The 24961-nt window shown below is 67.4% G+C and carries 28 protein-coding genes, 1 pseudogene and 1 riboswitch; of the genes and pseudogenes, 23 read left to right on the forward strand and 6 right to left on the reverse strand.

Translation table 11 applies throughout. The features are described from left to right. The 4 genes and pseudogenes from AC3WON_RS06255 to ybgC form a co-directional block, all read right to left on the reverse strand. A pseudogene (locus AC3WON_RS06255) lies at positions 1-172 on the reverse strand (cell envelope integrity protein TolA); the annotation flags it as partial. A 36-nt stretch (positions 173-208) separates the two neighbouring features. After that, positions 209-652, reverse strand: coding sequence for a protein TolR (tolR, locus tag AC3WON_RS06260; RefSeq protein ID WP_010813739.1), 444 nt, complete (start codon positions 650-652; stop codon positions 209-211). Positions 653-722: 70 nt separating this feature from the next. Continuing rightward, positions 723-1406 (reverse strand): protein TolQ, encoded by a 684-nt coding sequence (tolQ, locus tag AC3WON_RS06265; RefSeq protein ID WP_011615851.1) that lies wholly within the window; start codon positions 1404-1406, stop codon positions 723-725. Next, positions 1403-1807 carry a tol-pal system-associated acyl-CoA thioesterase gene (gene ybgC, locus AC3WON_RS06270; RefSeq protein ID WP_010813741.1) on the reverse strand — a complete coding sequence of 135 codons (405 nt, stop codon included), beginning with the start codon at positions 1805-1807 and terminating at the stop codon, positions 1403-1405. The genes tolQ and ybgC overlap by 4 nt, the downstream gene beginning before the upstream one ends. Before the next feature lie 155 nt (positions 1808-1962). Further along, positions 1963-2108: riboswitch (ZMP/ZTP riboswitch) on the forward strand. Positions 2109-2235: 127 nt separating this feature from the next. Between ybgC and glyA the strand changes: the two genes are divergently transcribed. The 16 genes from glyA (at position 2236) to AC3WON_RS06350 (ending at position 18115) form a co-directional block, all read left to right on the forward strand. Continuing rightward, positions 2236-3483, forward strand: coding sequence for a serine hydroxymethyltransferase (gene glyA / locus AC3WON_RS06275; protein WP_010813742.1), 1248 nt, complete (start codon positions 2236-2238; stop codon positions 3481-3483). 156 nt (positions 3484-3639) lie between these two features. Next, positions 3640-4107: a transcriptional regulator NrdR gene (gene nrdR / locus AC3WON_RS06280; protein ID WP_010813743.1), complete on the forward strand. Its 468-nt coding sequence runs from the start codon at positions 3640-3642 to the stop codon at positions 4105-4107. 133 nt (positions 4108-4240) lie between these two features. Then, positions 4241-4870: a type IV pilus modification protein PilV gene (pilV, locus tag AC3WON_RS06285; RefSeq protein ID WP_492318794.1), complete on the forward strand. Its 630-nt coding sequence runs from the start codon at positions 4241-4243 to the stop codon at positions 4868-4870. Position 4871: 1 nt separating this feature from the next. Continuing rightward, complete coding sequence (locus AC3WON_RS06290) at positions 4872-5906, forward strand: PilW family protein (RefSeq protein ID WP_492351396.1); 1035 nt, start codon at positions 4872-4874, stop codon at positions 5904-5906. After that, complete coding sequence (locus AC3WON_RS06295) at positions 5903-6511, forward strand: pilus assembly PilX family protein (protein ID WP_492318796.1); 609 nt, start codon at positions 5903-5905, stop codon at positions 6509-6511. The genes AC3WON_RS06290 and AC3WON_RS06295 overlap by 4 nt, the downstream gene beginning before the upstream one ends. Before the next feature lie 35 nt (positions 6512-6546). Further along, complete coding sequence (locus AC3WON_RS06300; RefSeq protein ID WP_492351467.1) at positions 6547-10389, forward strand: pilus assembly protein; 3843 nt, start codon at positions 6547-6549, stop codon at positions 10387-10389. Continuing rightward, on the forward strand, positions 10386-10841 hold the full coding sequence (locus AC3WON_RS06305; protein WP_492351397.1) for a type IV pilin protein: 456 nt from the start codon (positions 10386-10388) through the stop codon (positions 10839-10841). Before AC3WON_RS06300 ends, AC3WON_RS06305 begins: the two co-directional genes overlap by 4 nt. Beyond that, entirely contained in the window at positions 10841-11374 is a 534-nt protein-coding gene (locus AC3WON_RS06310; RefSeq protein WP_492318799.1) for a GspH/FimT family pseudopilin, read from the forward strand. Before AC3WON_RS06305 ends, AC3WON_RS06310 begins: the two co-directional genes overlap by 1 nt. A gap of 128 nt (positions 11375-11502) precedes the next feature. Continuing rightward, positions 11503-11895 (forward strand): type IV pilus modification PilV family protein, encoded by a 393-nt coding sequence (locus AC3WON_RS06315; protein WP_492351398.1) that lies wholly within the window; start codon positions 11503-11505, stop codon positions 11893-11895. Then, positions 11892-12809: a PilW family protein gene (locus tag AC3WON_RS06320; RefSeq protein WP_492351399.1), complete on the forward strand. Its 918-nt coding sequence runs from the start codon at positions 11892-11894 to the stop codon at positions 12807-12809. Before AC3WON_RS06315 ends, AC3WON_RS06320 begins: the two co-directional genes overlap by 4 nt. Beyond that, entirely contained in the window at positions 12803-13408 is a 606-nt protein-coding gene (locus AC3WON_RS06325; RefSeq protein ID WP_492351400.1) for a pilus assembly protein, read from the forward strand. Before AC3WON_RS06320 ends, AC3WON_RS06325 begins: the two co-directional genes overlap by 7 nt. Before the next feature lie 323 nt (positions 13409-13731). Further along, positions 13732-15255 (forward strand): pilus assembly protein, encoded by a 1524-nt coding sequence (locus AC3WON_RS06330; RefSeq protein ID WP_492351401.1) that lies wholly within the window; start codon positions 13732-13734, stop codon positions 15253-15255. Next, positions 15252-15710 carry a type IV pilin protein gene (locus AC3WON_RS06335; RefSeq protein WP_492318804.1) on the forward strand — a complete coding sequence of 153 codons (459 nt, stop codon included), beginning with the start codon at positions 15252-15254 and terminating at the stop codon, positions 15708-15710. Before AC3WON_RS06330 ends, AC3WON_RS06335 begins: the two co-directional genes overlap by 4 nt. A gap of 7 nt (positions 15711-15717) precedes the next feature. Then, positions 15718-16266 carry a GspH/FimT family pseudopilin gene (locus AC3WON_RS06340; RefSeq protein WP_492318805.1) on the forward strand — a complete coding sequence of 183 codons (549 nt, stop codon included), beginning with the start codon at positions 15718-15720 and terminating at the stop codon, positions 16264-16266. A 52-nt stretch (positions 16267-16318) separates the two neighbouring features. Then, positions 16319-17434 carry a bifunctional diaminohydroxyphosphoribosylaminopyrimidine deaminase/5-amino-6-(5-phosphoribosylamino)uracil reductase RibD gene (gene ribD / locus AC3WON_RS06345; RefSeq protein WP_492351402.1) on the forward strand — a complete coding sequence of 372 codons (1116 nt, stop codon included), beginning with the start codon at positions 16319-16321 and terminating at the stop codon, positions 17432-17434. Positions 17435-17494: 60 nt separating this feature from the next. Beyond that, positions 17495-18115 carry a riboflavin synthase gene (locus AC3WON_RS06350; RefSeq protein WP_010813757.1) on the forward strand — a complete coding sequence of 207 codons (621 nt, stop codon included), beginning with the start codon at positions 17495-17497 and terminating at the stop codon, positions 18113-18115. A 9-nt stretch (positions 18116-18124) separates the two neighbouring features. Here the strand turns inward: AC3WON_RS06350 and AC3WON_RS06355 are convergent, their stop codons facing one another. Next, positions 18125-18367 (reverse strand): hypothetical protein, encoded by a 243-nt coding sequence (locus tag AC3WON_RS06355; RefSeq protein WP_492318807.1) that lies wholly within the window; start codon positions 18365-18367, stop codon positions 18125-18127. A gap of 467 nt (positions 18368-18834) precedes the next feature. Between AC3WON_RS06355 and AC3WON_RS06360 the strand changes: the two genes are divergently transcribed. The 7 genes from AC3WON_RS06360 to AC3WON_RS06390 all read left to right on the forward strand — a co-directional run bounded on the left by AC3WON_RS06360 (position 18835) and on the right by AC3WON_RS06390 (position 23797). After that, on the forward strand, positions 18835-19131 hold the full coding sequence (locus AC3WON_RS06360) for a hypothetical protein (protein WP_010813759.1): 297 nt from the start codon (positions 18835-18837) through the stop codon (positions 19129-19131). A 13-nt stretch (positions 19132-19144) separates the two neighbouring features. Beyond that, entirely contained in the window at positions 19145-19738 is a 594-nt protein-coding gene (locus tag AC3WON_RS06365; RefSeq protein WP_492318808.1) for a hypothetical protein, read from the forward strand. After that, entirely contained in the window at positions 19735-19980 is a 246-nt protein-coding gene (locus AC3WON_RS06370) for a hypothetical protein (protein ID WP_492318809.1), read from the forward strand. The genes AC3WON_RS06365 and AC3WON_RS06370 overlap by 4 nt, the downstream gene beginning before the upstream one ends. 294 nt (positions 19981-20274) lie before the next feature. Beyond that, positions 20275-21384 carry a bifunctional 3,4-dihydroxy-2-butanone-4-phosphate synthase/GTP cyclohydrolase II gene (gene ribBA / locus AC3WON_RS06375; RefSeq protein WP_010813762.1) on the forward strand — a complete coding sequence of 370 codons (1110 nt, stop codon included), beginning with the start codon at positions 20275-20277 and terminating at the stop codon, positions 21382-21384. 73 nt (positions 21385-21457) lie between these two features. Next, on the forward strand, positions 21458-21958 hold the full coding sequence (gene ribH / locus AC3WON_RS06380) for a 6,7-dimethyl-8-ribityllumazine synthase (protein ID WP_010813763.1): 501 nt from the start codon (positions 21458-21460) through the stop codon (positions 21956-21958). Then, positions 21951-22469 (forward strand): transcription antitermination factor NusB, encoded by a 519-nt coding sequence (nusB, locus tag AC3WON_RS06385; protein ID WP_492318810.1) that lies wholly within the window; start codon positions 21951-21953, stop codon positions 22467-22469. Before ribH ends, nusB begins: the two co-directional genes overlap by 8 nt. Positions 22470-22615: 146 nt before the next feature. Further along, on the forward strand, positions 22616-23797 hold the full coding sequence (locus AC3WON_RS06390; RefSeq protein ID WP_492318811.1) for a pyridoxal phosphate-dependent aminotransferase: 1182 nt from the start codon (positions 22616-22618) through the stop codon (positions 23795-23797). Positions 23798-23877: 80 nt separating this feature from the next. Here the strand turns inward: AC3WON_RS06390 and AC3WON_RS06395 are convergent, their stop codons facing one another. Then, complete coding sequence (locus AC3WON_RS06395; RefSeq protein ID WP_492318812.1) at positions 23878-24936, reverse strand: lytic transglycosylase domain-containing protein; 1059 nt, start codon at positions 24934-24936, stop codon at positions 23878-23880. Between the last annotated feature and the right edge of the window lie 25 nt (positions 24937-24961).

Raw genomic sequence — 24961 nt, forward strand, 5'->3', positions numbered from 1 at the left:
GAATCTCTTCCCACAGCTCGGCCTCGGCGCCGACGGGGGTGCTGCTCTGCAAGCGCACGCCGTAGTACAGCACGACAGCCAGCAGCATGTGCATGAAGAGCGCGAACAGGAAGGAACGCAGGGTTCCCCGCTCCTTGACCGGCTGGTAGGGATAGGCGGCGACGGTCTTCATCAGGCGCAACGGCAATCAGATAGGCGCTTCAATGCGTCAGGAGGTCTTGGACTTGACCATCAGGCCGACGCGCTTGACGCCGTCGGCTTTCAGGATCGACATCACGTCCAGCACCGCCTCGTACTTGACCGCGCGGTCGGCGGCAATCACCACCGGCTGGTCGGGATTCTCGTTCTGGCGCTGGTGCACGAAGTCGAGCAGGCCCTGCTTGTCGAGCTTGCGCTCGAAGGCATTGCCGGCGCTGTCCTTGCCGCGCGCGGTCAGCTGGCCGCTCTCGTGCACGGTGACCACGATCGGCGGCGCCTTCTGCTGCGGCGTGGCGTTGGCCACGGTGGGCAGGTCGACGGTGGCGGGGCTCACGATCGGCGCCGCCACCATGAAGATGACCAGCAGCACGAGCATGACGTCGATGTACGGCACGACATTGATGTCGGCGCTGGCCCGGCGGCGCGAGCCGCCGCGGCGCTGAATGGCTGCCATTGCAGGACTCCTGGAAACGCCGGCCCGGGCTTGCGCCCGGACCGTCTGGATTAGATTCGATACGTTGCAGTTAACGCGCCTGCCGTTGCAGGATGTTCAGGAACTCCTCCATGAAGCTCTCGAACCGGATCGCCAGGCGGTCGATCTCCGTGGCATAGCGGTTGTAGGCGATCACGGCAGGAATGGCAGCAAACAGGCCGATCGCGGTCGCCACCAGCGCCTCGGCAATCCCGGGGGCCACCGATGCGAGCGTCGCCTGCTGCACATTCGACAGGCCGCGGAAAGCGTTCATGATCCCCCAGACCGTGCCGAACAGGCCGATATACGGGCTCACCGAACCCACCGACGCCAGGAACGGCAGATGCGATTCCAGCACATCCATCTCGCGCTGGTAGGCCGCGCGCATCGCGCGCCGGGCCGCATCGAGCAGCGCGCCGGCTTCGTTGCCGCGCTCGCGCGCCTTCAGGAACTCGCCCATGCCGGATTCAAAGATCCGCTCCAGCGCGCCGGTGTTGTGGCGGTTGTTGACGGCACTGTTATATAGCGCCTGCAGGTCGCCGCCGGCCCAGAAGTCGCGTTCGAACCCCTCGGTCTGGGTGCGCGCCGAGCGCAGCGCCAGGTGCTTGCGGAAGATATAGGTCCACGAAAACAGCGACATGACGAGCAACAGCGCCATGACGGCCTGTGCCAGCAGGCTGGCGTGGAGCACCAGCGTTACGATCGACATGTCTTGCGTGACGGTCACGGGATTCATCGTGCGGACTTGATGGTAGCTAGAACGGGGTCGGGAATCGGGGCGGGACGGAAAGTGCTTCGATCGACACACCCAACACGGATCGCGCCAGAGGCCAGCATCAGCTCGCCACGCCAGGCTTCCTGGGTGAACTGGACCGACGCCGGGCCGACCCGGTCGATGCGCGTGCGGATTTCGAGCTGGTCATCCAGCCGGGCGGGCGCATTGTAGTCCACCGCCGTGCTGCGGACGATAAAGACCACGCCCGCCTCGTCGGCGAGCGATTGCTGCTCGATGCCGAGCGCACGCAGCCACTCGGTGCGGGCGCGCTCGAAGAACTTCAGGTAGTTGGCGTAGAACACTACGCCGCCCGCGTCGGTGTCTTCCCAGTACACCCGCAGGGTCCAGACAAAGTTTGTCATGGCCGCGATTGTAACGGAGAGCGATAGCGGTTTCGTGTAAACCCGCATGACGACTTTGCAACAGCAAGTTGCTGGCCAGCCCTTGCCAGTGCTTGCCTGGCGGGGCCGACGGCTTGCGGCGGGCGCCCGCCTCGCGCTACACTGCGCGCAACCATTCCATCTTGCGCGACTGGCGAAGTCAGTGGGCACTACCACGAGGAAGCGCAAGTTCTCTGGCGTGACGTTCATTGCGCGTTCGCGTAACGTTCAGCACGCCTAGGCGTGAAGTTGCTTGCGCCTGCCGCTCGCCTGGGCAGCGAATGGGAAGCAGGGTGCGCCCTGCACCGACGGTTACAACGAGCCGCCGGTGCTGGTCGCCGCTAGCCTTCCCCGCGCGCCCTATCCCCGATGCGTGAATCGGATTCCCTATTTTTCAGACGAGTTTCGCCATGTTCGAACGCAGCCGTTTTACGATCGACCAGATCGACCCCGAGGTCTTTGCCGCCATCCAGCAGGAGAACCAGCGCCAGGAAGACCACATCGAGCTGATCGCCTCCGAGAACTACACCTCGCCGGCCGTGATGGCCGCCCAGGGTTCGCAGCTGACCAACAAGTACGCCGAGGGCTACCCCGGCAAGCGCTACTACGGCGGTTGCGAGTACGTCGACGTCGTCGAGCAGCTGGCCATTGACCGCGTCAAGCAGCTGTTCGGCGCCGAAGCCGCCAACGTGCAGCCCAACTCGGGCTCGCAGGCCAACCAGGGCGTGTACTTCGCCGTGCTCAAGCCGGGCGACACCATCATGGGCATGAGCCTGGCCGAAGGCGGCCACCTGACCCACGGCATGGCCCTGAACATGAGCGGCAAGTGGTTCAACGTGGTCAGCTACGGCCTGAACGCCCAGGAAGACATCGACTACGACGCGCTGGAAAAGCTGGCCCAGGAGAAGAAGCCCAAGCTGATCATCGCCGGCGCCTCGGCCTTCGCGCTGCGCATCGACTTCGAGCGCATCAGCAAGGTTGCCAAGTCGATCGGCGCTTACTTCATGGTCGACATGGCCCACTACGCCGGCCTGATCGCCGCGGGCGTCTACCCGAACCCGGTGCCGCACGCCGACTTCGTCACCACCACCACGCACAAGAGCCTGCGCGGCCCGCGCGGCGGCGTGATCCTGATGAAGGCCGAGCACGAGAAGGCCATCAACTCGGCCATCTTCCCCGGCATCCAGGGCGGCCCGCTGATGCACGTGATCGCCGGCAAAGCCGTCGCCTTCAAGGAAGCGCTGACGCCCGAGTTCAAGGAATACCAGCAGCAAGTGGTGAAGAACGCCGCCGTGCTGGCCGAGACCCTGATCGCGCGCGGCCTGCGCATCGTCTCGGGCCGCACCGAAAGCCACGTGATGCTGGTCGACCTGCGCGCCAAGAACATCACCGGCAAGGAAGCCGAGCGCATCCTGGGCGAGGCGCATATCACCGTCAACAAGAACGCCATCCCCAACGATCCGGAAAAGCCGTTCGTGACCTCGGGCATCCGCCTGGGCTCGCCGGCCATGACCACGCGCGGCTTTAAGGAAGAAGAAGCCCGCATCGTCGGCAACCTGATCGCCGACGTGCTGGACAACCCGCACGACGCCGCCAATATCGCCAGCGTGCGCGAGCAGGCGGCAGCCCTGACCAAGCGTTTCCCGGTCTACGGCTGATGCATCGAGGCCGCCCATGCGGATTTCGCATGAGCGGCCGGCAGCTCCGCAAGCCGGCGTCCTCGGGCACCGGCCTGCGGGCCTCGCCAACCCGCCCCGCCTCCGCAGAACGACAACACGGACAAGGCGACGGGGTTCAACTGAAGGTGGTCCGGCATGAAATGCCCCTTTTGCGGTCATTCCAATACCCAGGTACTCGACACGCGCATGTCGGAAGACGGCGATGCCGTGCGCCGGCGCCGCCGCTGCGAAGCCTGCGACCGCCGCTTCACCACCTATGAGCGGATCGAGCTGTTCTTCCCCGCCATCGTCAAGAAAAACGGCTCGCGCGTGGACTACACCCGCGCCAAGCTGAAGGACTCCATGCGCCTGGCGCTGCGCAAGCGCCCGGTCTCGGCCGAAGCCATCGACGAAGCCATCACCCGCATCGAAGAAAAGCTGCTGGCACTGGGAGAGAAAGAAATCCCAAGCAGCCAGGTCGGCGAACTGGTGATGCGCGAATTGCGCAAGCTCGACAAGATCGCGTATATCCGCTTTGCTTCGGTGTACCGGAGCTTTGAGGACGTGTCGGAATTCCGCGACGTGCTGGATGAGTTTGCGGCGTCCACCCCTCGGAAGGGGTAGCAAAAGTAACAAAATCGTTGTTTAATCCCCGTTGCATTTCCGCAAGGCCCGCTGTCGCATATTAAAAGGGCCCGGGATTGCAGACCAAAAAAAAGAAGTTAACGAAGTCGGACGTCTTTTGACGGGGGTCAGAATGGGTCAACGCTGCCGCGGGGCAGCCGGCTTTGCCATGCTCGAAGCATTGGTGGCAATTGTCGTTCTGGCGGTTGGCGTGCTCGGCGTCGCCAGCCTGCTGCTGAATTCATCCCGCTTCACGCAACAAGCTTCCTACGACACCACTGCCATGCAGCTGGCCACCGAGATGGCCGAGCGCATGCGTGCCAATCCGGCCGTCTCGCAAACCGGCGCGGCGGCGGAAGCCATCACCCCGAACCGCTACTTCATCGACACGGCCAGCGGGCAGCCGCCTGCGCTCACGGCGGCAAACAGCCCGTACGCTGTCGCCTGCCCGGGCACGGCGGCCGGGTGCGCACAGCAACTGGCGGATTTCGATGTCGCCGAGTTCTGGGAACGTGTCAGCACAGGCCTGCCTGGCGGACGCGCCGTGATTTGCCGGGACATGGTCGCCTACGACCAGGCCACCGGCTTCTCATGGGGATGCACGCCCTCGGCCACTGGCCGCGCGGACGACGCCCCGATAGTCATCAAGATCGGCTGGATCTCCCGGCTTGCAGCCAAAACAGTCGCGGCACGGGTCGACATGTCCGATATGGGCACGCGCCCCCAGGTGGTCATCGTGGCCACGCAGGGTACGGTGAACTGACATGCGCAACGCCAGGACGTATCCCAACGCCGGTCGGCATCGTCAACTGGGGCTGTCGCTGGTGGAGCTGATGGTGGCGATGACGCTGAGCCTGCTCCTGATCATGGCTGCCGCGGCGCTCTACCTGACCGGGCGAGCCAACTACAACAGCATCGACGACACCACTGCGCTGGATGAGAAAGGCCGCTTTGCGGTGGATACCGTGGTGCGGATCGTGCGCCAGGCCGCCTGGAGCAACTATGCGGGCAACAGCGCCGCGGCCTCGCCCGGCGCCAGCGGGCCACCGGCGCCCAGCCCTGGAGGCGTCATGCTCACCACCACGAGCCTGTCGCCGACCATCAGTGGGCTCGACAGCTGCGGCGCCCCCACGCAAGACCTCGGCAATCCGGCGCAAAACCTCGCGTGTCCAGCCCAGGCGGGCGCCGTGAACAAGAGCGACGTGCTGCAGGTCCGCTTCTTCGGCTCCGGCACACAGCAGGACCGCACCGTTCCGGACAACAGCATGATCGACTGCTCCGGCAATGGCGTCGCCGAGCCGCAGGCCTGGGAAGACGCAGACCTCGCGCGCGGCATGGCGGTCTTCTATGTCAGCAACGATGCCAGCGGCATGCCTCAGCTGATGTGTGGCTATCGTCCACGGGACGCCGCCAACAAGGAAATCCTCACGGCCGGCACGGCATATCAGGCTGTTTCGCTGATCTCAGGCGTCGAAGTCTTCCAGGTGCTCTACGGCGTGGATACGAATTTCGACCAGACCCCGGACCGCTTCCTGTCGGCCACCGAGGTGCTGGCCCTGCCCACCACCTGGCAGAACGTCGTCGCCATAAAGATGGCCATGGTGCTGATGGGCGATACCGCCAGCGCATCGCCTCGGGATCCACCAACCTTTCGCCTGTTCGGGCGCTTGTTCCCGGGCTCACCGGGCAACGACACGTCCTTCACGCCGGCCACGCAACTGCAGCGGATGCGGCGCCTGTACACCGTCACCGTACAGCTCCGGAACATGGCCACCTGCACCACCTGCTCGCCGACATGAACGTCCGCACCGCGCACCCCAGCCCACGTGGCATCGCGCTGATCACCGCCCTGGTGATGCTGCTGATCATCAGCGTCATCGCCATCGCCGGTGCCCGGCTGGCCATTGGCAGCAAGCGCATGGCATCGAACCAGCGCGACCGGGACCTGGCTCAGCAAGCGGCCGAGGCAGCCTTGCTGGATGCAGAAATCGACATCCAGGGTGTTTCCGCCCCAACCAGCCGGTCGGCCATCTTCTCCGGCACCACGATGAATGTGCTGCCGTTCGTGGCGGGCTGCAATACGGGCGTGACCGGCGCCTCACCCTTCCAGGGATTGTGCGACCCGGTGCTCGACGGCACGCCGAACTGGCTTGCCGTTGACTTCAGCCAGACGGGCGCCAACGCACGCACCACCGCCTACGGCACCTTCACCGGCCGCAGGTTCCCGACCGCGACAGGCGGGCTGCTGCCTGCGGCCTTGCCGCGCTACATCATCGAGCCGATCAGCGACATGTCGCCAGGCGCGAGCGAGGGCGCATACATCTTCCGCGTCACGGCCGTCGGCTTTGGCGCTAACCCGGCGACCCGGGTCATGTTGCAGTCGTACTACCGGAAGGGGGAATGAATGGCAACGTCCATGCCTGTCGCGGAGCACGGCAAATGAGCCGCATCCGGAAATTCATTTTCGCGGCAATGGCTGCGCTTCTCAGCCTGCCCGCGGGCCCGCTGCTTGCCGCAACGGAACAGAGCAGCCTCGCGACCGTCAAGATCGCGCAGGCGCCGCTGTACGGCCGCAACCAGAATATCCATCCCAACCTGCTGCTGACGCTCTCGGTGGAGTTCCCCACGGTTGGGGCAGCCTATCGCTCCGGCTCGTATTCGCCGACCACCGAATACATTGGCTACTTCAATCCGCTCAAGTGCTACACCTACAGCGGAAGCGCCAGCAATGGCTATTTTGTCATTGCCGGCGACGCCAACACGGCCGATCACACATGCGCGGGCCAGTTCAGCGGCAACTTCATGAACTGGGCCACGGCCTCGGCCATCGATATGCTGCGCTACGCGCTGACCGGGGGCGACCGCGTCGTTGACACCGCCACGCAGACCATCCTGCAACGTGCTGTGCTGCAGGAGAGTTTTTTCAACAGCAACTCCTACTTCCCCCGCAAGACCTACGACAAGGCGTCCTCGGTCACGCCTTTCAGCAGCAGGACCTTGTACATCACCTCATGTGGCAACAAGGTGTTCTTTGGGGACAGCACCGAATCCGGCGCCAGCTGCTCGAGCCCCGGCAAGTACAGGAACCAGGGCACCTACCTGGTACGGGTGCAAGTCTGCGACGCAAGCGAAGCCAGGTCCCGCACCGATCTCTGCAAGCTGTATCGCACCGGGTACAAGCCGGTTGGCGAAATGCAGCGCAATGCCGACAAGGTCCGCTTTGGCGCGTTTGGCTACCTGAACGACAGCGCCAATACCCGTTATGGCGGTGTCCTGCGGGCGCCCCTGAAGTATGTGGGGCCGAACACCGTCGACAGCAATTTCAACCAAGCCAGCAACCTGCGCCGGGAATGGGATGACGACGGCGTATTCATCCAGAACCCCGAGAGCGCGTCAGAGAATATCAGCGGCGTCATCAATTACCTGAATCAGTTCGGGCGTTCCGGCGCCTACAAGTCATTGGATCCGGTCGGCGAACTCTACTACGAGAGCATCCGCTACCTGCAAGGCCGGCAACCAACGCCCGAAGCCATCGACAATGCCAGCGCCTACAAGGATGGATTCCCGGTCTACACGCAATGGACAGACCCCATCCTTGCCAGCTGCCAGAAGAACTACGTCCTTGCCATTGCCGATATCAATACGCACTGGGACCGATACATCCCAGGCAACATCAGGACGACCTACCTCTCCGGTGGCAAGCCGGTCTCTGCCAACGATTCGGCCCGGCCAGCTGACGCGATATCGAAATACAGCAAGTACAGCTTCGATGTCACGACCTGGACGCAGGCGGTGGCCGATCTCGAGAGTTCGGGAACATCCGGCAACAGCCGCCCCGACAGCTCGCTCGCCAACCTGGCTGGCGCCGACACCGGCTCCGGCGGGCACGGCACCTACTATATGGCCGGCGTCGCGTATTGGGCGCATACCTACGGCTTCCGCCCGGATATGCCGGAATTGCGCGTCACCACGTTCAGCATCGACGTCAATGAGAACGGGAACGGCAGCGTCGGCGACGAACAGCGCCGCAGCCAGATGTACCTGGCGGCAAAGTACGGCGGCTTTGACGACCAGAACGGTGATGGCAATCCGTTCCGCACCAAGGGGGCCAGCGGCGCCACCGTCACCAGCAATGCCGAATGGGAATCGTCGGGCGGATCCAACGTCCCCGCCAATTGGTTCCTGGCCGGGCAGCCGGCCGCCATGATCGCTTCCATCAAGAGGGTCTTCGCGCAAATCGTCAACGCGGCCGGCACATTGTCTGGCGTGGCACTGACCTCTTCCCAGGTGGCGAGCGACACCCTCTTGTTCACTCCCGGATTCGACCAGCGATGGAACGGGCGCCTGTCGGCACTGGCGGTGATCAATGATCCCAATACCGGCGTTCAGATCTCCAATACCGAAACCTGGGAGGCCGGCAAGGTGCTGACTGCCCGCACCGCTGCCCGCAATCTGCTGACCTGGGTCCCGTCGGGCACGGCCGACAATGCGGGAACCGGCGCGGGTGCGGGCGCCACCTTCGAGTGGAAATCCCTCAACGCCGCGCAGAAGGCCGCACTGAAGCTCGCGCCGACAGAGACTGACACCGTGGCCCAGGGCCGGCTCAGCTATTTGCGCGGCGAACGCAGCCAGGAGCAATCCACCGGCAGCACGGGGACCATGCGCTTGCGCGACTCACTGCTGGGCGACATCGTCAACTCGGGCCCCGTCTACATGGCGGCCCCGTCCAGCACCATCGCCGAACGCGACTACACCGCCTTCTACAAGGCCCACAGCCAGCGTACCGCCGCCGTTTATATCGGCGCCAACGATGGCATGCTCCACGCATTCAATGCCGCCAATGGCTCTGAACTGTTTGCCTACGTGCCAAACGCGGTGTTCGCCAGCCTGGCCCAGCTGACCTCGCCGAGCTATATCCATCGTCCGTACGTGGACGCCACGCCTGCCGTGGCGGAAGCCCGGGTCGGCAACGCCTGGCAGACCGTGCTGGTTTCTGGCATGGGTGGCGGCGCGCAAGGCCTCTTTGCGCTGAATGTCAGCGATCCCGCCAGCGTCGGAAGCGGCAATGTCTTGTGGGAGTTCACGGACAAGGATGATGCCGACATGGGCAACGTCATGTCGCCGCCCCAGATCGTCAAGCTGTTTGCCGGCAAGGACTCCGACAACAAGCCTGTGTACAAGTGGTTTGCCATGACGGGCAACGGCCTGAATGCCAACGATGCGGATGGCGCGAGCAATCCGGCCGCGCCTTCGGTGCTGTTCATCGTGGCACTGGACAAGCCGGCCGGGACGCCGTGGCAACTGGGCGTCAATTACTGGAAGATCTCGATGGCGGCGGACGCCACCGCAGGCATTGCCAACGGGCTGAGCTCGCCGGCGCTGGTGCGGCTTACCGACGGACAGACCGTCGCCGCCTACGCCGGCGACCTCCAGGGCCGCCTCTGGAAGTTCATCCTCAATGGCGGCCCATCCACCTGGAACGCTGCCGGGGCCCTGCCCTACTACGGCGGCGGCAACTACGGCCGGCCGCTGTTCCAGGCTCGCGATGCCAGCGGAAAACCGCAGCCGATCACGGTCCAGCCCAAGTGGGTCTACGCGCCCGGCGGCTACATGGTGGTGTTCGGCACCGGGAAGTACCTGGAGCCTGCCGACACCATCACCACCGGCACGCTGACCCGGAACGCCATGTACGGCATCTACGATGCGGGGGGCTCCCAGTCGATCGCAGACCGCAGCATGCTGAACCCGGTCACCCTGACCCGCAACAGCAAGGGCGCTTACGAATATTCGTCACGCAGCTATAGCCTCGGCTCAAAGACTGGGCAGAAAGCGGGGTGGTACTTTGATTTCCCGGGCAACGGAGAACGCCAGGTCACCGCGCTCGTGCCAGCCTACGGAAAGATCTGGTTCAACTCGCTAATGACCGGCGATGACCTTTGCGGTGCCTCCAGCAACAGCGGCCGCTACCAGATCAATGCGCTGACCGGCATGCCCGCCACGGGGACATCGACCGGCGATCTCTCCACCTTCGGCATCCTGGGAGCGCCGGTGCTGATCCAGACCAAGACCACGGTGGATCCACAGCGCAATGCAGTCGGCCAGATCACCACGCTGAAGTTCATCGACGTGTTTTCGTTCGGTGCATCGGGTGGCGGCCGCAGCGGAGGCGCGTCGTTGTCCAGCAGGCCGCTTGTGTCCGGCAACACAGCCACCGACGGGGGGCACCCCGCCACCGGGCGCCTTGGCTGGCGCGAGATTCGTAATTTCGGAGCCGCAAAATGACGCTCTGCCACCGTGACCGGCGTCGCCACGCCAGCGGCTTCACGCTGATGGAGATGCTGATTGCCATCGCCATCCTTGGCATCCTCGCCGGCATTGCCTATCCCAGCTACGCCGAACATGTTGCCCGCGGGCGCCGCACCGAAGCCAAGGCCGCATTGATGACGGCCATGCAGGCACTGGAGCGTCGGTATGCACAGGCCAACTCCTATGTCGACCCCGCCGACAGCACGCGCGCCTGGCGCGGCTTCCCGCAAGCCTCGGAAAGCGGCAACTACACGATCGCATCCGGCGCGTGCGCAGGCCTGGCATTCAACGAATGCGTGCAGGTCAGCGCCACGCCCGCCATCGCCGACAACCGGTGCGGCACGCTGCTGCTGCGCAGCACCGGCGAGCGCGGCGTGCTGATCAACAATGTCGCCGCCTTCGCGAACCTGCCCCAGGAGTGCTGGTGATGCGCGCCCAAGCCCCCCGACCCCAGACCGGGTTCACGCTGATCGAACTGCTGGTCACGCTGGTCGTGCTGGTCATCCTCGCCGGCATGGCGGCACCCGCCTACACCTCCTTCATTCAGCGCAACACGCTTGCCACTGAAGCAGACGCGCTGGCTTCCTCGCTTTCCCTGGCACGGGCCAATGCGCTATCGCGCAATAGCTGGGTTACCGTGGCGCCGGTCAGTAATGACTGGCGCAACGGCTGGACTGTCTGCCTGAACCCAAATCGAAGCGCGGACTGCACGGGCCAAACCGTGCTGGTTCAGCATGTACCCTCCGCCCAGGGATTGACCGTAGCATTCTCCAGCACGCCGCAGTCGGGGGTCCTCTCCTACTCGCCCGTAGGCTATACCCGCACGCTGGCAGATGCGATGCAGTCTGCCCAGGTGCTGATGGGACTGGGCACCGGCAACCAGAAACTCATCGATATCAGCCAGTTGGGCAGGGTCCGCGTATGCGCGCCCGTGCCGACACAAGCCACGGTGTGCCAGTAAGCGAGGCTGCCTGGTAGCTGTTCCCAGGAAGACCGAAACAACATTCTGCAAATCCTCCACGCTTAGGCACGTATTCGCCTGCTCGCGACAGCTAGTCTGACGGTCCCTGCCAGTCTCGGTGACCGCCCATGCCGGATCTTCGCAAGCCAGCACATCAACCTGCCCGCCCGCGCCGCAGACCGCGCTGCGCCGGCCGCCCCGCGGGATTCGCGCTGCATGAAACGCTGTGCGCGCTGATCGTCCTTGGTGCCGGGCTGATGCCAATGATGGGGCTGGCGCCGAAGGCGCTGGCCCAGCTGCGCGAACTCGACGCGCTGGCCCGGTCCGCCCGCCTTGCCGTGGAGATAGCAGAGCTGGATACAGCGCAGCCGGCACTGCAAAGCGGGCGACCAGACCTCTGGTCGAGCCGGTGCGGGAACAACCCGGCGTTTCCGTGCCCGGAAGATTCGCCACTGATCATGGCAGGATGGCTTGGCGGGCAGGCCGGCATACCCGCGATCGCCTTGTGGAGGCAGCCATGAGGCGGGACGCATCCAGGGCATTCTCGCTGGTCGAGCTGCTGGTCGGAATGATACTCGGCCTGATCGTCACCGCGGCAGCCGTTGCGGCATTCCATGCCACTCGTACCGCCTACCTCACCGCCACCGACCGCATCCTGCTCGAAGAACGCGGCCAGCGCGCCCTGACGATCATCGCCGCGCTGCTGCGCCAGTCCGGCTGGCCGGGCGAGCCCCTTTCCGCCACCTCCTACCCTGCGCTACCGGCCGTCAGCGGCGCCGACGACTGCGGCCAGCCTGCCATCGGTGCGGTGCCGTCCTGCGGCAGGGCCGGCGTCGGCCGCAGCGATGCGCTGCTGGCCCGCTTCAGCGGCAGCGGCCTGCCGGCGGCGCCGTCGCAGCCCGATGAAACCATGACCGACTGCAGCGGCTACGCCGTCGCCGCGCGCGTGGCCAGTGCTGACGCGCGCAGTGGCTACGTCGCAGCCAACCTGATCTATGTCGCGGCGGGCAGCGATGGCGTGCCGCAGCTGCTGTGCCGCTACCCGGCACGCCGCGGTGGCGTGATCGACGGCACTGGCTGGACCTCCGGCGCGCTGGTCCGCGGCGTTGAATCACTGCAAGTGCGCTACGGCCTGGATACGGACCGCGACGGCCGGGCCGACCGCTTCGAGACGGCATCCGCGATCCACTCGCTGGATGAATCCGCCTGGCATCGCGTGGTGGCCGTGCAGATTGCCATTGCCGTGCGCGGCGAACGCCCGGGTTCGGCGGCGGCGGCAAGCCCGGGCAAAGGCGACGACCCGTTGCCAGCACCCGGCACCGCCGCCGGCGATCTGGCGCCGGTGCCGCCGTCGCAGGCCAGCACCGCCCGCCGCGTCTTCGCCACCACGGTGCGGCTGCGCAATGCGCCACGCTGCCAGGAGACGCTGTGCTAGCCCGCCGCCTTCCACGTCGCCACAATGCAGGCGCCGTCACGCTGCTGCTCTGCGCCACGATGCTGCTGCTGATAGTGCTGACCGCTGCCGGCACGCTGCACATGCTGCTGTCCGCGCGGCAACTTGCCGTCATGCAGCTCGAACGCGAAATCGCATTCCGGGCCGCCGAGGTCACGTTGCTTGATGCCGAGTCGGACCTGCTTGCGGCCGCCATATCGCAAGACATGATGGGCCGGCTTGGCATCTGGCCGGCACCGGGACACTGCGGCAGCGGCCAACAGGCTGGCGTGTGCCGGCCAGCGGTGACCGGCCCGCCCGTGTGGCAGCCCTGGCTGCTGGCCGACACCAGCGCGGACACCGTCGGCGTGCCATTCGGCCGCTTCACCGGTGCGACGCTGCCGGTGCTGCCCGCGGGTGCCGCCGGCACGCGCGAACTGCCGCGGTATGTCGCCGAGATTCTGGAAGAGCCACCGTCCGGCTACAGCGCTCCGGATGTCCCTTCCGCTACCACACCGGCACCACGGATCCGGATCACGGCCATCGGCTTCGGCCGCAGCCGTGCGACACGTGCCGTGGTACAGAGCGTGATCCAGCCGTGAATCGCCTCGTTGCCTTTGCCCTCGCCTGCCTGGCCATCGCCATTGCACCAGCGTCCGCCGCCACCGGATCCGAAACAGGCCGGCTGCCCCTGGCTTACCGGACCGCGGCGGGCGCATATCCATGGACCGGGCGCTTGTTCGCTGTCGGCTGGCAAGGACCGGCGCCAGTGCTGTCGCCTTATCTATGGGAGGCCGGCGCAAGCCTCGACCATCGGCCTGTCGGATCGCGTCGCATATTCACGTCGTCAGCGCCGCCGCAGCGCGTCATCGCGCTGCAATGGGATGCCATCGATGCCGCCTTCCGGAATACGGATAGCGCCGACATGCTTGGCCGCCTTGACCGCGCTCACCTCGAATGGCTGCGCGGCGACCGCACCGAGGCGGCCCTGCGCCAGCGCGACACGCGACTCGGCAATGCCGCAGGCGCGCGCGTGCGGGTGGTGGCGCCTCCGGCCTGGGCGCCTGGCAAACCCGGGCACGCCGGCTTTCGCACGCGCTACAGCCTGCGCCCGCATGTCGTCTGGCTGGGCACCAACGACGGCCTGCTGCACGGGTTCGACGCCGTGACCGGCGAGGAGCGCGCCGCCTATCTGCCCGGCGTGCTGTTGCCCCATGCCGCCGCCACGCCGGCGAACGACGCGCCGCTGGCGCCCGCGCCCTGCCCTCGCCCCGAAGCGCAGGATGTGACGATCCATGGCGAGTGGCGCACGGTCTTGCTGTGCGGCATCCCTGGCAGCGCCAGGACCGGCAACCCCGCTGCGGCATTCGCGCTAGACATCTCGGATCCCGACGGTCCGATGCCCTTTGCATTGCTGTGGGAGATCGCCGCCGCGGACACATTGCCACTATCAGCGCGCGGCCCGGTGCGTGCCGCCGGCATTCCCGGCCAGGACGGATTGCGCTGGTACGCAGTCGTGACGCTGGCTGCCTCGACCCATGACAAGTCGGAGGCAGCCCGCTCCGGCCTTGCGCTGCTGCCATTGGACAAGCCTGCCGGCGCGGCATGGGCCGGGCAGTACGCCGTCCGCACCTTGCCATTGCCGGAGCACGACTGCCTGGGCCGGCCGGCAAGCGGCAACCTGGTGGCGGCCAGCGTGCTGTCTGACATGACAGGCACGGCACGCGCTGCCTATGCGACGGACGATGCCGGCCAGCTATGGCGCTTCCCCCTCACGGAGGCGCCCCAGCCGGGCGGTGCGCCCGCGGTGTCATGCCTCCACCGGATGCAGGCGTCGGCGCAACCGCTCATGCCCGAAGCGCCCGTGCTGCTCGGATCGCCGACTGCGCCGGTCGTGGTCTATGGCGCGGGCAACGAACTTGCAGCGGTGCCCGACCTGTCGTCCACGCGCGCCGCCACGGCGGGCCCGTTGGTGGAAGTCGCGGCGCAGGCCGCAGATGGCGGGCACATCCTGCGCGCGCAGCCTGCCGGCGCCGGTGATGCCGGCTGGCATCTGACCCTGCCCCATGCCGGCGAACAGGTGGTGGAGGTCCAGCCGGTCTTCCCCGGCCATCTGCTGTTCGTGACGCGCACGCCCGATGGCGCGCAACGCAGCTACCTGGTGCTGGCGGCAACCGGGGAATCGGTCAGCCAGAGCGGAACCGGCGAACGCCTGCACGTGGCCACCGGCCAGTTGCTGCCTCCAGGCGCCAGCGTGTTCGTGACCGCTGCCGAATTGCCCGCCGCACCGGTGCAGCCGGGCCGCACCGCGCACCAGGCTTATGAGCTGTCGCTGTGGGCTGTCGATGGCAACTCGGTCACGCGGGTGTCGCAAACCATGGCCAGCCGGCGCACCGGGCGCCTGCGCTGGCGCGAGCTCGTCGGACCGGCACGGGAGGATTTGCCATGACTGCCGCGGCGCCTGCCTCCCGGCCCCGGGCCGGGTTCAGCCTGGTCGAGCTTGCGGTTGCGCTGGCCGTCCTCGCCATCCTCGCGGCCGTCGCCGTGCCCGCTTGGCACGGCCACCTGATGCGGGGATGGCGGGCGCAGGCGCGTACCGCGCTGACCGAGGGAATGCTGCAACTGGAACGCCATGCCGTCGGCGCCATGACGTTTGCCGCCGAACCCGGTGCCGGAGTGGCCGCCGGGGAATGGCCACTTCCCGTACCGGACACCGGGACCGTGCGTCATGTCGTGACAGCTGCGGCATGCCCCCAGGCCGGCCTGGATACCTGTGTTGAATTGCGTGCCGTGCCGCAGCGGCCCGATCCGGAGTGCGGCGTGCTGATCCTGCGCAGCACCGGACAGTGGCTGACGCTGCCCGAAGGTGAAGCCGTGCCACGGCCGCTTCCGTCCCATTGCTGAAGGCGCGATGAACAGCCACGCACCCCGCCGCAACCATGGCCTGACCCTGGCCGAACTGCTCGCCGGCCTGGCCATCCTGGCACTGCTGGCGGCGGCATCCTATCCGGTGTTCAGCGGCCTGCTCGCCCGGCAGCAGGTCACACTGGCGGCCGACCGGCTGGCGGCATCGCTGGCGCTGGCGCGGGCCACCGCACTGGCGCGCCGCCTCGAGGTGACGCTGCAGCCGCTGCCGGGCGAGGCCACGCTGGGCCCTGGCTGGCAACTGGTCGCGGCAGACGGCGACCCGGAGCGCCGCGCGGTGCTGGCCGTGGTCGAACCGGCCATGCCCTGCCTGTGGGTGACGCTGCGCCAGACCGCCCGCGGCACGAATGTGCTGAAATTCCTGCCTGTGGGATACTCTCGTTCTGAGCAGGGCGGTTTCCAGGCCGCCACTTTCACGCTCGGCTGCCGTGGCGAGCAGCGGCAAGTCAGGCTGGGCGCGCAGGGACGTATCCGACTCTGCACCCCCGGCCGCGACGCTGACTGCGATGCGACGGAGTCCTCCGGACCACCATAACCCGGCAGCCCTGTATTCCAGATCGCTGCGCCAAGGCAAACGCAACCGCCGAATGTTTTCCGATACCGACCACGCCGCCATGGAACAGGCCCTCGCGCTCGCCGCGCGGGGCATGTTCATCACCACGCCCAACCCGCGCGTCGGCTGCGTGCTCGTCAAGGATGGCCAGGTCATCGGCCAGGGGTTCACCCAGCCGGCCGGGCAGGACCATGCCGAGATCCAGGCGATGAAGGACGCGCTGGCGCGCGGGCTGGACCCGGCCGGCTCCACCGCCTATGTCACGCTGGAGCCGTGCAGCCATTTCGGACGCACGCCGCCGTGCGCCGAAGCGCTGGTGCGCGCGGGCGTGGCGCGCGTGGTGGCGGCCATGGAAGATCCCAACCCGTCGGTATCCGGGCGCGGCCTGCAGCGGTTGCGCGAGGCCGGCGTCGACGTGCGCTGCGGCCTGCTGGAGAAGGAAGCGCGCGACCTGAATATCGGCTTCGTCTCGCGCATGACGCGCGGGCTGCCGTGGGTGCGCGTCAAGGTGGCGGCATCGATGGATGGCGGCACCGCGCTGCATGACGGCACCAGCCAGTGGATCACCGGCCAGGCCGCGCGCGACGACGGCCATGCCTGGCGCGCACGTGCGTGCGCGATCCTGACCGGCATCGGCACCGTGCGCGACGACAACCCCGCGCTGACGGTGCGGGCCATCGCCACGCCGCGCCAGCCCCAGCGGGTGCTGGTCGATTCGCGGCTGGAGGTCCCGCTGGACGCGCAGATCCTGACGCCGGACACCGGCGAGTTCGCCAAGCCGGTGCTGGTGTTCTGCGCGGTGGAGGACCGGGAACGCCAGCGCGCACTGGAAGGCCGCGGCGCCGAAGTCGTGGTCCTGCCCAACCCGCACGGCAAGGTCGAGTTGCGCCGCATGCTGGAAGAACTCGGCCGGCGCGGCATCAATGAGCTGCACGTGGAAGCCGGCTTCAAGCTCAACGGTTCGCTGGTGCGCGAGAATTGCGCCGACGAGCTGCTGATCTACCTCGCACCCAAGCTGCTGGGCGATGCCCAGGGCATGTTCAACCTGCCGCCGCTGGCGCGGCTGCAGGACGCCGCGCAGTTCCGCTGGCATGAGATCCGGCAGATCGGCGACGACCTGCGCCTGATTGCCCGGCGCAACGACGCGTAGCGCGCCACCCACCGGCACCGCGTATCCAGATTCCAAATACCCAAAGCAGAAGACACCACCATGTTTACAGGCATTGTCGCGGCAGTCGGCCGCATTGATTCCGTAACCCCGCTGGGCGCCGCCGATGCCGGCGTGCGCTTGCATATCGCCGCGGGCGGGCTGGACCTGTCGGACGTCATCATCGGCGACAGCATTGCCATCCAGGGCGCCTGCATGACCGTGATCGCCATGGCGCCCGACAGTTTCGACGTCGAGGTCTCGCGCGAGTCGCTGGACAAGACCGTGGGGCTGGAGAGCACCGGCCGCGTCAACCTGGAAAAGGCACTGCGCCTGGCCGACCGCCTGGGCGGCCACCTGGTGTCCGGGCACGTCGACGGCCTGGGCGAAGTTGTGCACTTCGCGCCGGTGGGCGAATCGCATGAACTGCGCATCCGCGCCCCGCGCGAGCTGGCGCGCTACCTGGCCTACAAGGGCTCGGTCGTGGTCAACGGCGTGTCGCTGACCGTCAACCGCGTCAATGACGAAGCCGACGGCTGCGTGTTCTCCATCAACCTGATCCCCCACACCGTGGAAGTCACCACGCTGCAGGAACTGAAGCCGGGCGCGCGCGTGAACCTGGAGATCGACCTGATCGCCCGCTATGTGGAGCGGATGCTGTCGACCGCGCAGGCCCCCGCGTAATAGCGCGGGCTACCTGCCCTCGTCGGGCACGTTATAGGCCTCGCGCAGCTTGTCGGTGAAGGGGCGCAGCGCTTCCACGCAGGCGCTGCTGTTGCCGCCTTCCATCGTGGACAGGCTCCAGTTGCAGCCGCCGGCGTCCGGCGCGTGCCAGACCACGTCGCCAAAGCAGGCGCCCTCGCAAGCGGCGAACTTCGATTGCTCGGCGCGTACCAGGGCACGCAGTTCGGCCTTGTGCTTGATCTGCCTCGACATGGTTGTCTCCCTTTGTAGTGCAAAGTCCGCGGGCGCGATCGGGCCGGCGCCCTGATTTGAAGTCCGGGCCGCCGCTTGCCAGCACGGCGGCATTCAGGGCGGGGCGTGCCCTTTTGTCGCGAGCATACGCTGACAAACCCCTCCTGTGGCAATTTGCTTGCACCGCCGGCCCCCTGGGAGGTGCGCCGCGCGGGGCCTGGCAGCTTTGTTGTAAGTCAGCTGGTGCCTGCAGCGCCCGAAGCCTAGAATGGTTGAGCAGCGCTTGCAGTCCATGTATGCCCACAGGCGCTCGCCACTCGTTCCCGGGCCTCCCCCCTCGACAACGTCTAGCACCGGTGACTGCTGAAGTCACTCACGGGGACCACCTGGACCTTCATGCTCCCCTGCCCGCCGCGCCGCGCGCTCGTCCGCGAGCTGGCGCTCCCGCCGTTGCTTTCAACTGCCGGCCGGATTGCTGCCCGGCACCCATGAAGGAACTCACTGTGCCCGATCCCACCGCCAGAATCCTGTATCAGCGACTTCCGGCCACGCGCCTGCTGCGTGACCGGCATCCCACTGCGCCGATGCGCGCGCGCCTGGGCTTTGTGCGCCTGGCCGCGACCCACCTGCACCGTGCCGCAACGCTGCTGATCGACTGGGACCAGGCCGTGGGCAACGGATGGCCGCGGCTGCAGCCGCCGTCCTCCCCCCTGGCGAAGACATTCCGGCGCCCAGGCGCCCGGCGCTTCGCAGGCTTTCCGTGGTCCAGCGGCAAATGGACCTGACACCAAGCGAGGCATGACCATGCTCACCCTGTTGTATTTCCGGCTGAACGACATTGCCGCGGCAAGGCACGCGCACGCGCAGCTTGGCGAGCTGGCCGCGACTCCCGCACGCATCGACGGGCCATGGTTCTTCCAGCGCGACAACCAGCCGGCCGAAGGCCTGCCCGCGCCCCACGCGGCGCAGATCACCTATCGCAATGAAGTCGCGGCGGCCGGCATGGCCGCCGGCGCGCTGCTGGTGGCCTGGATCGTGTTCCGCTACGGCACGCCGGTCAACGCGGCCACGGGCTTCATGGCCTACCTCGGCGGCATGGCGCTGGGCGCCGTGGTCGGCCGGTGGCTGGGCAGCGTGATCGGCGCCGGCATCATGCGCGCCGGCCTGAGGCGGCAGAAGCGACAAATGACCGCAGGCCAGCTGATGATGATCTGCGCATGCGACCCGCACGCAAAGGGGCGGCTCCGCGAGATCGCCCAGGATGCCGGCGCCGCCGCCATCGACCCACAGGATGGCCGGCTGCCCCTGCGCGGCTGGCTGACAGACCGCCACTGGCCCGCATGGCTTGCAGGCCATGGCCAGCGCGCTGTCCCACACAGGAAACAAGCATGAGCGAGAGTTTTTTCTATCAGCATTGCCACGTTGTCGTGACACTGGCCGAGGTCACCTTCGGCAAGTGGGAATGGACCTATGCGCTGGATGCGCATGCCAGGTTCACCAAACCCAACGCCGGCTTCCTCACGCGCGAGCTCGCGCTGGCTGACGCGACCCGCGCGGCCAGGGCGCGCATCGCCAGGACCTCGCGGCTGCGTGCCGCAGGCCACGACGGCACCGCGCTGGCCGCCGCCGCATAGCCCCGGCCGGGCCAGGCGCCGGCACCCTGCCGGCAACGGGGCGGCCCATGCAGCACCGCGCTCCCCACCCGCTTCAGGCAGGCGCCGTACTTTCCGGCGCCGTCGCCTCACGCCTTGCCTGCCTTGGCGTACAATACCCGGCTTGACTGGGCAACCTGCCGGGCGTATATGGCCTGGCCGGCCCGGCCCGACGCCCCGCCTCAGTCCGGCCGCTTTCAACCGCGGCCATGTTTCCTGCCCCAGCTATTCGCCGGTTTTTCGCTCGATTCGCCCCAATTTGCCGTTCAGCACGCCATGAAAATCGCCCGTACCGAAGACATCATTGCCGACATCCGCGCCGGCCGCATGGTCATCCTCGTCGATGAGGAAGACCGCGAAAATGAAGGCGACCTGGTGCTGGCTGCCGATTTCGTCACACCGGAAGCGATCAACTTCATGGCCAAGCACGGCCGCGGGCTGATCTGCCTGACCCTGACCGCCGAGCGCTGCCGCCAGCTGGACCTGCACCCGATGGTCAGCCGCAACGGCACCCAGCACGGCACCAACTTCACCGTGTCGATCGAGGCTGCCGAGGGCGTGACCACCGGCATTTCCGCCGCCGACCGCGCCCGCACCGTGCAGGCCGCCGTCGCCCGCGACGCCAGGCCGGCCGACCTGGTCCAGCCCGGCCATATCTTCCCGCTGACGGCCCAGCCCGGCGGCGTGCTGATCCGCGCCGGCCATACCGAGGCCGGCTGCGACCTGGGCGCGCTGGCAGGCCTGACGCCGGCGGCTGTGATCTGCGAGATCATGAAGGACGACGGCACCATGGCGCGCCTGCCGGACCTGATCGAGTTCGCGCAGGAACATGACCTGAAGATCGGCACCATTGCCGACCTGATCCACTACCGCAGCCGCACCGAGAGCATTATCGAGCGTGTGGGCGAGCGCGCCATGCAGACCCCCTACGGCACCTTCCACAGCATCGCCTACCGCGACAAGCCCACCGGCCAGGCGCACCTGGCGCTGGTCAAGGGTTCGCCCGCGCCGGACCAGGAAACGCTGGTGCGCGTGCATGAGCCCTTCTCGGTGCTGGACCTGCTGGAAGTGAAGTGCACCACGCATTCCTGGAGCATTCCGGCGGCAATGAAAGCCATCGCCGAGGCCGACAGCGGCGTGATCGTGCTGCTTAACTGTGGCGACTCGGCCGACCAGCTGTTCACGCAGTTCAGCGCGCTGGACGCGCCGCAGTCGCGCCCGCGCCGCAAGCCGGACCTGCGCACCTACGGCATGGGCGCGCAGATCCTGAAGGACGTGGGCGTGGGCAGGATGCGCGTGCTGGCGTCGCCGCAGCGCATGCCCAGCATGACCGGGTTCGACCTTGAAGTCACCGGCTACCAACCCATGAACGGCCAGGCCGACTGAGCCTGCGCCACCCGGACACCCCGGCAGCGCGCACCAGCGCCGTTGCCGCCCCCGAAAACTGGAGAACTGAACAATGGATCACGGCTTCTACCCCAGCAACCTCGACGGTGAAGGCCTGCGTATCGGCATCGTGCAGGCCCGCTTCAACGAGCCGGTCTGCGCCGAACTGCTCGAAGCCTGCGTGGCCGAGCTGGAAAAGCTCGGCGTCGAGGGCGAAGACACCCTGGTGGTGACCGTCCCCGGCGCGCTGGAAATCCCGCTGGCGCTGCAGAAGATGTGCGAGAGCGGCCAGTTCGACGCCCTGGTCGCCCTGGGCGCCGTGGTGCGCGGCGAGACCTACCACTTCGAGCTGGTCTCGAACGAGTCGGGCGCCGGCATCACCCGCGTCGGCCTGGACTTCAATGTGCCGATCGCCAATGGCATCCTGACCGTGGATACCGACGAGCAGGCCCACGCCCGCACCCGCGAGAAGGGCCGCGACTGCGCCCGCGCCGCGGTGGAGATGGCCAACCTGGTCGCCGCGCTCGATTCGCTGCGCGGCCAGGAAGATGAAGACGAGGACGACGATGAGTGATACGTCGAACACCCCCGACAACGACGGCGTCAAGGCAGCCGGCGGCAAGCCCGCCGCAGCCCGCACCGAGGCCAAGGCACCGCCCAAGAGCGCGCGCCGCCGCTCGCGCGAGCTGGCGCTGCAAGGGCTGTACCAGTGGCTGCTGAACCGCAATGACATCGGGGCGATCCAGGCTCACCTGCATGATGCGCAAGGCTTCAACAAGGCCGACCGCGAGCACTTCGACGCGCTCCTCAACGGCGCCGTACGCGAGGAAGCCCGCCTGACCGCCGCCTTCGAGCCGTTCCTGGACCGCAAGGTCGAAGAACTGTCGCCGGTGGAGCGTGCCGCCCTGCTGGTCGGCAGCTATGAGCTGGTGCACTGCCTCGACATCCCGTACAAGGTCGTGATCAACGAAGCCGTCGAGCTGACCAAGACCTTTGGCGGCGTCGAAGGCTACAAGTACGTCAACGGCGTGCTGGACAAGCTTGCCGCCCAGGTGCGCGCGGCCGAGGTCGCGGCGCGCCGCTGAGTTGCCAACTGAGCCGCCCGCGGGCCGGCCCACGCCATCACGGCTGGCTTGCGCCGGCAGTGATGAGGACGGCACCCGCCCCGGCGGGTGTTTTCATTCCTACCTACCCTCTTGCTGAACGGGCCCCAGGCCCGTCCCGGACCACCATGGACATGCAGCGCCTGGCCACCGCCTCCCGCCTCGCCAATATCGACGCCTTCCACGTGATGGAGCTGGCCAAGCAGGCCGCCGCGCTGGAGCGCGCCGGACGCCACATTGTGCACATGGGCATCGGCGAGCCGGATTTCACCGCCGCCGAGCCGGTGGTGCGCGCAGCCGAAGCCGCCATGCGCCGCGGCGTGACGCAGTACACCGGTGCGCTCGGCATCCATCCGCTGCGCGAGGCCATCGCGGGCTATTACAAGACGGCCTACGGGCTGGATATCCCGGCCCGGCGCGTGATCGTCACGGCCGGCGCCTCGGGCGCGCTGCTGCTGGCGTGCGCGGTGCTGGTCGAGATCGGCGCCGAGGTGCTGATGCCCGACCCCAGCTACCCCTGCAACCGGCACTTCGTCGCCGCCTTCGACGGCGCCGCGCGCATGATCCCGAGCGGCCCGGCCGAGCGCTTCCAGCTGACCGCCGCGCAGGTCGAGGCCAACTGGGGCGAGCAGACCCGCGGCGTGCTGCTGGCATCGCCCTCCAACCCCACCGGCACCTCGATCCTGCCCGACGAGCTCGCCCGCATCCTGCAGGCCGTGCGCGCGCGCAACGGCTTTGCCATCCTCGACGAGATCTACCAGGGCCTGTCCTATGACGCGCCGCCGGTCTCGGCACTGAGCCTGGACGAGAACGTGGTCACGGTGAACAGCTTCTCCAAGTACTTCAACATGACGGGCTGGCGCCTGGGCTGGCTGGTGGTGCCGGAGGCGCTGGTGGAAGCCTTCGAGAAGGTCGCGCAGAACCTGTTCATCTGCGCGTCGGCCGTGGCGCAGTACGCTGCGCTGGCCTGCTTTACCCCCGAGGCCCTGGCGATCTACGACGAACGCAAGGCCGAGTTCCGCCGCCGCCGCGACCTGATCGTGCCAGCGCTGGAGGCCCTTGGCCTGCGCGTGCCGGTGCGCCCGGACGGCGCCTTCTATGTCTACGCGGACTGCCGCGGCGTCAACCACCCCGCCGCCGGCGATGCCGACCGGCTGACGCAGGCAATGCTGCACGATGCGGGCGTGGTCATGGTGCCGGGGCAGGATTTCGGCCCGCATACGGCGAAGGACTACATCCGGATCTCGTACGCGACCTCGCGCGAGAATATCGAGGAGGCGATGGCGCGCCTCGGCAAGCTGTTCCGCTGACCGGCCTCTGCCGCGGCTGAAGCAGGCAAAAGAAAAGCACCCCGCGGGGTGCTTTTCTGATTGGCGGTACCGTTCCGAGCTCAGGCGTTATGCGGACCGTTGTTCGCTTCCAGCTTCTCGGTCGGGGCCAGCTGCTCGGCCGGGGCCTTGACCTCGACCGGCTTGTCGGCGTTGGCGGGCGCGTTGCGCACGCCCAGCAGCTGGCGCAGGCGGGCACGCTCGGCCAGCACCTTGGCGCCGTAGCCGCCATCGGTAGCCGTGGTGGCACCGACGTAATACTTCAGGCCGCCTTCGATCGAGCCGGCGCGGGCGATGCAGTCCTTGAGCACCAGCGCGCCGATCTTGATATTGGCGTACGGGTTCAGTGCCGCGGCAACGCCGCCTACGGCCTCGTACTTGTCCTGGTGGACCTTGGTCATGACCTGCATCAGGCCCTGCGCTCCCACGCCGCTTTCAGCGTACGGGTTGAAGCTGGACTCGATCGCGATCACGCCCAGGATCAGCAGCGGGTCGATGCCGACCTCGCGGCCGGTCAGGTAGGCCGCCTTCACCAGCTGCGCGGTGGCCTGCGCCGCCACGCGGTACTTGCGGGCGATATAGTCGGCCACGGCCGCCTGCTCGCGCGCGCTGCCCAGCGTGGCGGTGCTGCGGGCGTCTTGCGCCACGCGCGTGACCGGGATCCGCGCGGCGAGGTGCGCGACCGACGGCACCTTGGCGGATGCCGCCAGGCTCCATTCGTCCACGCCCGACACCGTCGGCAGGCCGGCCTTGCCAAAGGCAAGCTTGGCCGCGGCGACGTCCGCCGAATGCGGCGGCACGGCAGTGCTGGCCACGGCAGGCGCGGCCGGCATGGCGGCGCCAACCAGCACCGCGGGCGCTTCGTCACCCGCCAGCAGCGCGGCCAGCGTGGTGCGCCATTCCTGGCTCAGCGACAGCGACACGGCCGAAACGACCGCGACCACGCCCAGGCTGTTCAGGGCGTACTTCAGCGTTGTGCGGCCACCGCGCAACGCGCGGCCCGCGACCGGATGCGCAAGACGGACCTGCAATGCCCGACTCACTCCGGGTACCGGCTGTCGGAGACGGACCTGCAAGGCCCGCCCGATGCCGGGAAGATGAAGGGTTTTCCAACCGCTCATGCTTACCTCCATCCGTTGCCCGCTT

It is taken from the genome of Cupriavidus sp. FW305-46 (genome assembly GCF_058787075.1).